The organism is uncultured Gemella sp. (assembly GCF_963529685.1).
GTDB lineage: Bacteria > Bacillota > Bacilli > Staphylococcales > Gemellaceae > Gemella.
On the sequence record NZ_CAUSAI010000051.1, the window covers coordinates 1 to 11772 of the forward strand.

Sequence of the window (11772 nt, forward strand, 5' to 3'; positions counted from 1 at the left end):
AAGAACCAGCAGCAGGAACAACGCCAAAAGCGGAAGAACCAGCAGCAGGAACAACGCCAAAAGCGGAAGAACCAGCAGCAGGAACAACACCAAAAGCGGAAGAACCAGCAGCAGGAACAACGCCGAAAGCAGAAAATCCAACTGAAAAAGAAGCTCCTAAAGATAAAAAATTTGAGGAAGCGAAAAAAGATGGAAAAGATATTATTGAAAAAATTGCATCTTCAAAACTTAGTGAAATTGAAAAAGTTAAAGATGAAAAAGAAAAAGCAGAATTAAAAGAAAAATTAAATGAATTAAAAGATGAAGCATTAAAAGCAATAAATAATGCTAAAGATCACGATGCTGCTGTAACTGTTGCGGATGAGTATCAAACAAAAATTGATGGAATTAATGTTCCAGGCGAGGAACTACCAGCTCCAAATTTTGATAAAGATAATCTAACCAATGGACGTAATGAAGGAACTACTATTGCTAATGGAAGTACGGTAATAGGTCATGGTTCAGGTGAAGCTACGGCAACATCGCCAACACAGCCGGCAACAGAAGCAACTTCAGATTCAACACCAAATGCAAAACCACAACCAGTTGCAACATCGGAAACTGCGACAACAGGAACTTCAGGTTTCAGAAGTGCGCCAGAAGTTCAAGTTAGAACTAAAAAAGTAGTAAAAAGAGATTTATCAAATAAAACTAAACAAATAAATATCTACTATAATTTAACAGCACTTAAAGACATAGCCGGAGCATTAGGTGAAGTAGGAGAAAACAATATGTTAACTTTATCAGGAAATGCTACAAAAGAAGAAATTAAGAAAGCTATTGAAGAACACACAAAATCTCAAATTGAGAAATTAAATAACCAAGGATTTAAAGTAACTTCAACTACTGACTTAGATCAAATCGTTGAAGGAAGTGATAGCTATGATTATGTTGTTGAGTTCACAAAAGAAGCTAAGACTCAATCAGCAGGTAATACAGGTTTTAGAAAAGCACCTGCAACACAAAGAAGGGCAAAAAGATCAACAGAAGCACAAGAAAATGTAAATGTTAATATTTACTTTAACTTAAAAACTTTACCAGGAATAGCGGGTGCATTGGATGTGGATGGAGATAATACTATAAAACTTCCTAAAAATGCAACAGTAGAGCAAGTCAAAGCTGCTATACAAACAAAAATTGCTAAAGTGAAAAAACGTGGATATAAAGTAAATGACGCCTATTTTGGAGCAAGAACAGAACAAGGTTATGACTTTGTAGTGGAATTTACTAAATAAAAAATAACCTAAATAAAAACTGATCTCAGTTTAGATAATAATCTAACTTGAGGTCAGTTTCTTTATTTTATTCTTCTTCAGTTTCACGAGGGAAAATCATAGATTCGCTGAAGTTTAAGTTGCGAAGAGCCGTGTAAGAATCTTCTAGAGAAATATAGTTTAATTTTCTCATCGTTAATATTCTATATTTTAAAAGTCGAACTAACTCCATTTGAAGTTCTTTAAGTTCTTCTTCGAAATCGATGTCTTCTAAAAATACTTCAAATAAAGTGAATGAGTAGTATCTATATACATCTTTAACGAATTCTGCAGTATTTTGATCTGAACACTTTTCATCAATAACCTTATAGGCTGTCTCAAGAAGTACTTTTCTTACTGTAGGCGAGCAATCAATGATAGCCTGAATTTGGCTAGAAGAAGCTTCGGCTCTTTGTTTAATTTCATCTAATTTACTTGTAAAGTTCTCTTTTCTTCTTTTGGGAACTTTTTCTTTAAGTTTCTCATAGAATTCTGGAGTTAGATCTTTAGCTACAAAATGACGGGTTAAACGGCGTTTTAGCTTGGATTCTTTTGCATATATTCTTAAATTAAGTAATAAGTTTTTTGGTATCGAATAAGTAAATAAGAAAGATTTTCTAAGCTGCATAAGTTTAGAAATTTCTAAAATTTGCTCAATGTTTGGATTGTCCTTAAGTATTTCAGGAAGAGCTTTATCTTGAGCTTTCATTATTTTTTTGTGTAGTGACAATGGTTCGTTTGTATTTTTAAATCTTCCAGTTTGCATGTTTCTAAAGTATGCTTTTAGTTCGTGTAAACTTTTTATTTCAAAAGCATAGGCAACTTTTTCTTCTATAGATTTCTTAGAAATATCGCGCTCTTTCAGTTCTTCAAGTGTCCCTTCTAGGATTTTCTCACGAAGAGAGTATTGATTATATTCTTTTTCTTCATCCTCACCTTTAACAACAAGAGGAAGGGCGATTGTACCGGTTATAATACTTAATAATACGACATTACTTGCAATAAATAAGATGGTATTTCTAAGTGGGAAGCTATCTCTAGTGGCAGTTACAACGGGAATCATAAGTGCCGTAGCAAGTGTAACCGTACCGTGAATACCACATAAACTAGCAATTAAAGAATAGCTAAATCTAGAATAGTTATCTTTGTCAAATTTTCTATTTAATATTATTTTTGCTGTTTTTCTAGCAGTCGTAAAGTGATGAGGTTGGAATGATATGTAGTTTAAATAAACAAATCCTAATCTAACAATCATTAGACCTAAAACAATCACTAATGAAATAATGAATCCATATACTATATCAATCTCTCTATTGTTAAACATTGTATGGTAAATCTCAGGAAGTAAATATCCTAAAAATGTAAATACGAAGCCATTAAGAACATAACTTGCAATTTGTTGAGTACTATCTATAGTTACTGCAGCATCACTACTTACAACAGTAAGTAAGTGAAGTTTTCTTTGATAGTTGTAAACTAGCGCTGTAGTTACTACAGCTACGATACCAGAGACACCAATATGTTCTGCAAGATAGAAAACTATAACTGGTGTTATTAATTGAAAAATAACTAAAATATTAAATTCGTCAGCAAATTTTGTTGAGAATATAAACTTAATATAAGAGAATGCTATCCCAATAATAAGTCCAAAGATTGCGCCACCTCCTGCAACAACTAAAAATTTATACCCTGCATTAGTAATTGAAAATGTATTAGTAAGAACGGCGGCAAGAGCAATATTAAATGATACAAGACCAGAAGCATCATTAAGAAGTGATTCACCTTCTAATATAGCCATAAGTCCTTTAGGTAGCTTCATTCCTTTAGTTATTGATTTAACAGCAACAGCATCTGTAGGTGATAAGATAGCAGCTAAAACAAAACATGCTGCCCATGGAATCATTGGAAGCAATAAATGAATTATGCTACCAACTATAATTACAGTCACAAGAACTAAAAATATTGCCATATATATAATTGGTCGTTTGTATAGCCAGATATTCTTTAAGGACGAGTTAAAACCGTCAGTAAATAGTAAGGGAGCGATAACTAACATCATAAACATCTCTGATTCAAACTCAAAATGAAGTGGAAGATTAGGGATAAATGTTACCGCAGCACCAAGTATTATTTGGAATAAAGCGGCTGGAATACGAGGGATAATATTGTTAAGAAAAGAACCAAGAATAACAATAACTATTAGTATCCCAAGTGTAGTTAGTATTTCCATAAGAAACTCCTTTGCAATTATTATATAATTAATTTGTACTAATATATTTTACTATCAATTAGTACTAAATTCAATGATAATACAACCTCGAATTTCTTTATGTAAACTTAGAATTAACAAGGTTTTATGTTTGGTAGATATTGTCAATGTTTTATATATAGAATTATCGCTATGTCAAAATATTAATACTTAGACATAGCGATTGATTTAATTTTTTCATATATTGTTAGTAAATTTACCAACTAATTACTTTTCCATCTTCTATTTTGATATCAGCATCGTAAAGTTTATTTAGAAGATCTTCATCAAAAAAGTTAGCGGCTTTATCATTTTTAATTACTTTTCCATCAAGCAGAGCAATAATGTTGTCACTGTATGCCAGTGCTTGGTTTATATCATGTAGTACCATGATAATAGTAATTCCTAGAGATTTATTAAGCTCTCTTACAAGCTGCATTATAGATTTTTGATATTTTATATCAAGAAAAGTAGTAGGCTCATCTAATATAATAATATCAGTACTTTGTGCAAGTGCCATTGCGATGTAAACACGTTGAAGCTGACCTCCAGATAATTCATCTACACGTTTATCTTTGTAAGCTAATAGATTAGTTTTTTCTAATGCAAATTCAATTTTTTCAACATCACTAGCGTTAGGTTTGTAGAAGAAGATATTTTGATAAGGAAGTCTAGCGAAACTAACCATATCATAGACGGTAATTTCTCGAGGAGTTTCATTCTTTTGATAAACAATTGCAAGAATACTCGCAAGCTCTTTTAATGAATATGAGTTTAGTTCCTTACCTTCGATTTTCACACTTCCAGAATTATAGTTTAAATTTTTTGCTAATATTTTTATAAGAGTACTTTTACCACAACCATTTTTACCAAGTAGGGTAGTAATCTTACCTTTTTCAATATTTACATTTAGACCTTCAAAAAGAGCATTTTTATTATCATACTTAAACGTAAGGTTATTAATTTCTATAATATTTCCCATTAACTTACTCCTTTCTTGACTAAAATAATAAATGCAGGTCCACCTATAATCATCATTATTAAATCAGCAGGTATTTCTATTGGTGCGAAAATAACACGACCGATTGTATCAAATAAAAGCAGAATAAATGCTCCAAGTAAAGCACTAAATGGAATAGTATAAATATGATTTCGTCCAATTACAATCTTAGCAATATGAGGTGTAATAAGAGCCAAGAATACCATAACACCAGCAACAGCCGTAGAAACAGAAGCAAGAGCCACCGCAACAAATGAGATTAGCAGGCGAATCATATTAATATTGATTCCTAGTGAACTAATAATATTATCATCTAAAGCAAATATATTGCATAGTTTAGCTAAGAAGAAACTAATAATTAGTAATATTGGAATCCAACTTAATAATAATGAAACATCATCCCAGTTTTTAGTACCTAAACCGACAGTCTTGAATGCTGATGAAGTAGTAGAGTTAGCTTGGTTTAAATACTGCATAGAACTTAGTATTCCTGTAAAGAAATAACTTATCGCAATACCGATCAAAATAATCTTAACATTGTTTTTTGTTCTACCAGCTAAGTAATAAATGATTAAGAAACCAAGGACACCACCGATGATAGAAAATACAGATTTAAACACCATAAATTGTGGTAATAATCCTAATCCTAAGTATAAAAATAGGCTAGCTCCACTAGAAACACCTATAATGCTAGGATCAACAAGTGGATTCTTTAATACGGTTTGTAATAATAAACCACTCACGCCAAGAGCAGCACCGACTAATATAGTTATAATAATTCTTGGGAAACGAACGTCGATAATGGCATTAACATTGGCGTATTCTCCAGTAAAGATACCAACAGCTAATTGCCCGACGCTAGCTTTTATACTACCACTATTTGCTGCAAAAAATACTGTACTTAATAAAAGTAGAATAAGAACAGAAAAAGTGATTGTTTTTTTGTTGTTAAACATCAAGAACCTCCTTATATAGTTATATGTCTAGTATAACATATGTAGTTTATAATTTAAATTATGTAAAAAACCAGAGGTAGCAATATGCTACTTCTGGTTTTTAAGTATTAGTTACTATAGAAAATACTGTATAGACTTTCTAATCCTTTTTGGTAATCATATGTAGCTGTCATACCAAACATTGAGCTATCTAAATCGACAACTTTATTATTTTTTACCGCATCAAAGTGAGACCAACTCTTATTGTTTTCAAATTCTTTTTTAAACATTTCATTTACGGTATCAGGCATAGCATGAGCAGTACGTAAAATGAAATCTGGTTTATCGTTTAAAGCAGTTTCTAAGTTTAGATTTTTAAATTCTTCATTACCTTTAACGATATTTTCACCACCTGCTAATTTTACAAGGTTACCAACATAAGATTTTTCAGTAGCTGCCATGTAACTTCCAGGTAATCCCATTAGAACTAAAACTTTTGGTTTCTTTTTATTTGCGATTTTTTCATTGAATTTAGCGAAGAATTCATCGTGTTCTTTCTTTAACTCTTTGAATTTTTCAGTTTTACCGAATTCTTTTGCAAGTTCTTCAGTTACAGCGTATAGCCCGTTAACACTACGAATGTCTACAAATTTATAAGGTATTTTATTTTTCTCGAATCCTTCTTTTATCCAGTCTTGTAAACTATCTGGCGCATATACAATAGAAGGATTAATCGACTTAATAACCTCCATATTTGGATTCATAGGAAGACCAATTTGAACAGTATTGTCATACTTTTTAGGCATACGTCCTAATCTTGTAGTAGGGACACCTGCTAACTTAATGTCAAGAACATTAGCTACTTGAGCAAGAGCTACAGAATCCATTATTATACGTTTACCATTTTCTTCTTCAGATTTTTTATCTTTATTTACACCTGTTAAGTCTATTGTTTCATTAAATGCTTTATCAGCTAGACTAGGATCAGTTCCTGTTGTGTTACCGGCTTTGTTTTGTGATGAACAAGCAGTAAGTACTAAAATACTGGCTAGAAGTAGTGTAAATAGTAGGGATAGTTTTCTTTTCATGAATTATCTCCTAGTTATTTTTTCTTTTTTTACGAGGAAAGTAAAGTCCAGCAGCTATTGCAAGAACTCCTATACCACCTAAATAATAAGGTGTGTAGTTTGCTTCTTTAATAACTTCCATATCTAAACCATCATTTCCGTTTTTAATAGTATCGGTATTAACTTCCACGAAGTAACGAACAGGACGATTCATAGGTTCTACATACATTTGCACCATAGCTAAGAAATTCTCATTTGGTACTTCAAAACGATAGTCAACATAACTATCTTTATATTGTTCAATGTTTACTTTTGTTTCAGTAGCTTCCACTTGTTTGAATTCTCCGTCTTTTTGAAGAACTTTAATGAAAGGACCTTGTTCTTTGCTACGTTGAACCCAGTTCATTAAGTGGATACGTACAGTAGCATATAGTTTACCATCTTTTGTACGTTGAAGCATAGCTTTAGACCAACGTTTTTCACCGTTAGATTTTTGATTTTTAAGAGCATCATTTAAATCTCCACCTGCATTAATAGGAGAGATTACCCCTTGTACCATACCTTCGCCAATAGCAGTATTTTTAGTTCCGCCATCTGCAGTAATTCCAGTAAGGGGATTTAAATATGAACCTGTGATATCAAGGTTATAAAGACCAGTATTTTTTGTTTTTTGATCTGCTTTGAAGTAATCTTCTAGTTTTTTAGTAACAAATCCTTCTGGAGCTTTATTTTCATCTTTTTTGTCTTTGTTTTCTTCTTTTTTCTTATTGTCTTCTTTTTTATCTTTATCTTTAGAATTATCTTCAGAACCCGATACTAAAGAAGCACCAGACCAATTAAATTTAATAATAGCATTTTGAGATGCATCTCCACCCATAATTTGGTTCATAGCATCAACAGAAACACGAACACCGACTTTATCAGGTTTAGCTTCTCCAAAATTAAAGCCTAATGTACCAGGATAAGTACTTGTACCACCATCTAAGTTTATATCGTTATAAGTACTTGTTACAGAAGCGGCTGTTAGACCTCCTGAGAAAATAGGAGATGAATAAATACTAAGTGATAATAAGTGACCGTGCATATTACTGAAATCCATTGGTGTGAATTGAACAGTAATAGTAGAAGTGTTATTATCATGAACGTTTACAGTAGCATGTGTAGCTAGTGCATTATTCCCCATAGAAAGACGACCACTGTTTTCAGCGTGCCATAGTTCCACAGGAACGCTATATACTCTGTCAGCAGCATGTACATTTTTAATGAAAGGAACATTACTAGATGTAAATATAAACGCTAATGTAGCGATAACTATTGTTAATAGTTTTAAAATTCGTTTCATTGTATAAACTCACTTTCTTTTGTATTATTTAATTTTTAATAAGAAAGGCGGGAAAACTTCCCGCCTTTTGGAGTAGATAATAGTATGCTTATTAGCGGGGTATTATCTTACTATTTTATTTTTGTTGTTTTCTTCTACCTACTATGAAGGCACTCATTAGAGTAAGAGCCCCTGCAAGAATTGATGATGATGTTTCTAATCCAGTGTTAGATAGTCTACCGTTGTTTAGACGTCCACCTTTTGGAGTTGAAGCACCAGCACCATTACCAGCAGCACTTGCTCCAGGTTGACCACCATCAATTACCGCAGTTCCTTGTCTTTCTGTAGCGTTAGACCAGTTAAGGCTAAGGATTGCATCTTTTTTACCACCACCAGGCATAATGCTTTCCATTGTTGGTACAAAAACAGAAACAGGAATGTTAGTTAGTTTTTCGTTAGATGTGAAATGGATTTCTACTTGGTTCATAGCACCCCCTGTTTTTACAACAGGGTATTCAGTTCCTTTAACCCAGAAACGAGTAATACCGTCTGTAAGAGTTCCTACCTTAATATCGTGGAAACGAACTTTGTAGTGATAAGTATCACCATGTTTGAATACAGTGATTCCGTCTAATGCTGCATTCCCCATAGACGCACGACCTGCTTCATATGCGTTTAATAATGTTGCAGTTACATTATCGTAGAAAGTAACTGGCACTTCTACACCTTGACCTTGAGCAGCAGCAGGAAGCGCTGGTGTTGTTGAAGTAGTAATTGGTGAAGTAGGTTGCCCTCCAGTATTAGAACCAGGGTTGCTAGAACCAGGAGTTGGAGTGTATCCACTAGATCCAGGATTTCCACCAGTTATAGGTTGCCCTTGTTGTTCAGTCACATTAGACCAGTCAAATGATAAAGTAGCATTTTGTTTACCACCACCAGGCATAATATCTTCCATAACTTGAACGAATACTGAAACAGGTACTGATGAAAGTTTTTCAGAAGAAGTGAAATGTACTTCTACTTGATTATTAGCACCACGAGTTGAGTTAACAGGATACTCTTTACCATTTACCCAGAATTTAGAGATTCCACCAGTGAATCCTCTAGTTGAAAGATCATGGAATCTTACGATATAGTGGTAAGTACTTCCTTCTTTAAATACAGTAACATTATTATGCTCTAAAGCTGCATCCCCCATAGATTTTCTATCGGGTTGGTAAGCATTTAGCAATGTTGTTTTTACTCCTTTATAGAAAGTAGCAGTAGCTGAAGGAGTAGGTTTTAGAGTAGATGTAGTTGCTTTAGGTTGTGTAGGACTCTCTACTAAACCTTGAGGTTTATCCGATGGGTTAACATTATCAGGAGTGTTAGGTTTTGGAGTCGCCGTTGGTTTAGGAGTAGTAGATCCAGTATTATTAGTTATATTCAAGTTAGATGGAGTACCCGTTGAATCTGCTGCTGAAGGAACAGATTCAGTTTCATCAGGTTTAGCTAGTGTTGTAGGTTGGGTAGTTCCTGAATTTGATGCAGGAGCAGTCTCAGGAGTTTTAGAAGTTAGTTTTTCTTTTAATCCTTTTGTCTCGATTTGAAGAAATGCACGTTGTTTACCGCCACCATGCATTATTTTATCCATAGCTTCAACGAATACTTCTACAGGGATACGGCTCTCTAAAGTAGGTAGAGTAAATTCTGCTACTTTTGGATTTAAAATACCTGGTAATTCTATAGATTTTAGAGGTACTTCTTCCCCGTTAATCCAAAAATTACCTATACCACCAGTGATTCCCATATAAGAAATATCTTTCCAAATTACTTTATATTTATATCCGTTATTAACTTTTTGTACAGTAGTTTTTACTAATGAAGCATTCCCCATCGAAGGTCTATTTTCGTATGCGTGCATTAATTTACCGTCTACTTCTACTTCTGGATTTTGAGTATCAGCAGCTAAAGTAACCTTACTGTTATTTGCTGTTGTTGAATAATCTACCACAGCAATTGTAGAGATAATCGTTGCTGCGGACAGAATTTTTAATAGTTTATTAGTTTTCATGTTTTTGTTAATCCTCCTTAAAAATTCTCTATACATGACTTTATACAAAGAGGTAAGTTACCCCTTTGTATAAAGATTTTATTATTTATATTATTTGTTGTTTCTTCTACGTAATACTAAAGCAGATAGTAGTGCTAATACACCTAGTGCAGCAGTTGCTGTTGCATTTAGTCCAGTTTTAGCTAATTGTTTAAGTCCTTTAGCTACAGTTTGAGAAGTATTTTGAGCAACAGTTTTTTCTACTTCAACATTTTTGTTTTCTTTGTTGTCTACTTGACCGAAGATGTTTTGTGCAGTTGCTTCAGCTTCTTCTCTTACGTTTTGTTCTTTACTTAACTCATTGATATTTAATGCTGGTAATTCAGGTTGAACTAGAGCTTCACCTTTACTAGATTCTAATGTTGGTAATTCAGGTTTAGTTAGCGCCTCATTTTTGTCTGTCACTACAGGTTTAGTAGAGTCAGTTGATGGGGCAGGTGCTACTGGTACTGAAGTATTTTGATCAGTTTCACCTTCTTTTTCTTTTACGATAGTGTAACGACTGAAGTGATTTGTAAAGAATGTAAGTTCTTTAGTTTTAGAATTATAAGCACTTGGAACTTTTTCTAATTTATCACCATTTACATAGTAAACTTCTAATTTATCATTTTCATTTGCTACTACAGCTACTGTAACGGCACGTGTTCCACCTTGTTTTTTGATTTCATTATTACTAGAATCAGCGAAGTGAAGATCGATTGTTTTAACAACACTTAGATTTTCATCATGTTTTTTAACAACTTTTTCAACATCAGCTACAGTTTTTTCATCAGCTTTTTGTACGACTAAGTGATCAACTTCTTTAGCAGTATTATCAAATGTTACTGTAACTTTTTCAGAAGAACCATTTTCTACAATATTAGCTACTAAAGTATCTTTAAGAGATGCAGTTTTTACAATTGCTTCTAATTTTTTAATTTCATTAACTTTATTTTCAAGTTTAACAGCTTTTTCAGTTTCAGTTTTTAATTCAGTTACTTTTGCAGTAAGTTCTTTTTCAACTGCTGCTTTTTCAGTAGTTAATTTTTCTTTTTCAGCTTCAGTAGTAGCATTGTTTATTGCAGCTTCTTTTTCTTTAACTAGTTTTTCTAGTTGAGCTTTATCAGTTTCTAATTTAGTTACTGTTTCTTTAGCAACTTCAGCTTCTTTTACAGTTTCTTTGTTTTCAGCTTGAATTTTCCCTACAGCATCTTTTTTAACTTCTTCTAATTTTTTGATTTCTTCAACTTTATTTTCAAGTTTAACTGCTTTATCAGTTTCAGTTTTTAATTCAGTTGCTTTTGCTGTAAGTTCTTTTTCAGCTGTAGCTTTTTCTGTAGCTAATTTTTCTTTTTCAGCTTCAGTAGTAGCATTGTTTATAGCTTCTTCTTTCTCTTTAACTAGTTTTTCTAATTGAGCTTTATCAGCTTCTAATTTAGTTACTGTTTCTTTGGCAGTTTCAGCCTCTTTTTTAGCTTGTTCCTCAGCTTTTTTGTTTTCAGCTTGGATTTTTTCTACTTCTTTAGCTAGTCTGTCAGCTTCGGCTTTTTCTTTTTCAGCTTTTTCTTTAGCTAGTTTGTCGGCTTCGGCTTTTTCTCTTTCAGCTTTTTCTTTAGCTAGTTTGTCAGCTTCAGCTTTTTCTCTTTCAGCTTTTTCTTTTTCAAGGCGAGCAGCTTCATCAGCTTTTTCTTTAGCTAGTTTGTCAGCTTCAGCTTTTTCTTTTTCAGCTTTTTCTTTTTCAAGACGGGCAGCTTCATCAGCTTTTTCTTTAGCTAGTTTGTCGGCTTCGGCTTTTTCTTTTTCAGCTTTTTCTTTAGCTAGTTTGTCGGCTTCGGCTT

The 11772-nt window shown here is 33.0% G+C and carries 8 protein-coding genes; 1 reads left to right on the forward strand and 7 read right to left on the reverse strand.

Going from position 1 to position 11772, the window contains the following annotated elements:
• Positions 1 to 1274 (forward strand): DUF1542 domain-containing protein (locus tag RWS90_RS07020; protein ID WP_314549956.1); only part of this gene is annotated, 1274 nt, incomplete at its 5' end.
• A 67-nt stretch (positions 1275 to 1341) separates the two neighbouring features.
• Here RWS90_RS07020 and RWS90_RS07025 read toward each other — a convergent pair.
• From RWS90_RS07025 to RWS90_RS07055, 7 genes are all read right to left on the reverse strand, one after another.
• Positions 1342 to 3522, reverse strand: coding sequence for a cation:proton antiporter (locus RWS90_RS07025; protein ID WP_314549958.1), 2181 nt, complete (start codon positions 3520 to 3522; stop codon positions 1342 to 1344).
• Positions 3523 to 3757: 235 nt separating this feature from the next.
• Entirely contained in the window at positions 3758 to 4522 is a 765-nt protein-coding gene (locus tag RWS90_RS07030; RefSeq protein WP_314549959.1) for an ABC transporter ATP-binding protein, read from the reverse strand.
• A complete protein-coding gene (locus RWS90_RS07035; RefSeq protein ID WP_314549962.1) occupies positions 4522 to 5496 on the reverse strand; it encodes an iron ABC transporter permease in 975 nt (324 codons plus the stop codon). The genes RWS90_RS07030 and RWS90_RS07035 overlap by 1 nt, the downstream gene beginning before the upstream one ends.
• A gap of 107 nt (positions 5497 to 5603) precedes the next feature.
• Positions 5604 to 6563, reverse strand: coding sequence for a heme ABC transporter substrate-binding protein IsdE (isdE, locus tag RWS90_RS07040; RefSeq protein ID WP_314549964.1), 960 nt, complete (start codon positions 6561 to 6563; stop codon positions 5604 to 5606).
• A gap of 10 nt (positions 6564 to 6573) precedes the next feature.
• On the reverse strand, positions 6574 to 7884 hold the full coding sequence (locus RWS90_RS07045) for a heme-binding Shp domain-containing protein (RefSeq protein WP_314549967.1): 1311 nt from the start codon (positions 7882 to 7884) through the stop codon (positions 6574 to 6576).
• A 115-nt stretch (positions 7885 to 7999) separates the two neighbouring features.
• Positions 8000 to 9916, reverse strand: coding sequence for a hypothetical protein (locus RWS90_RS07050; protein WP_314549969.1), 1917 nt, complete (start codon positions 9914 to 9916; stop codon positions 8000 to 8002).
• Between the two features lie 90 nt (positions 9917 to 10006).
• Positions 10007 to 11772 (reverse strand): LPXTG cell wall anchor domain-containing protein (locus RWS90_RS07055; protein ID WP_314549971.1); only part of this gene is annotated, 1766 nt, incomplete at its 5' end.

Coding starts and splice junctions, on each gene's coding strand:
- RWS90_RS07050 (WP_314549969.1), bottom strand. CDS start 9,916: ATGAAAACTAATAAACTATTAAAAATTCTGTCCGCAGCAACGATTATC.
- RWS90_RS07025 (WP_314549958.1), bottom strand. CDS start 3,522: ATGGAAATACTAACTACACTTGGGATACTAATAGTTATTGTTATTCTT.
- RWS90_RS07045 (WP_314549967.1), bottom strand. CDS start 7,884: ATGAAACGAATTTTAAAACTATTAACAATAGTTATCGCTACATTAGCG.
- RWS90_RS07030 (WP_314549959.1), bottom strand. CDS start 4,522: ATGGGAAATATTATAGAAATTAATAACCTTACGTTTAAGTATGATAAT.
- isdE (WP_314549964.1), bottom strand. CDS start 6,563: ATGAAAAGAAAACTATCCCTACTATTTACACTACTTCTAGCCAGTATT.
- RWS90_RS07035 (WP_314549962.1), bottom strand. CDS start 5,496: ATGTTTAACAACAAAAAAACAATCACTTTTTCTGTTCTTATTCTACTT.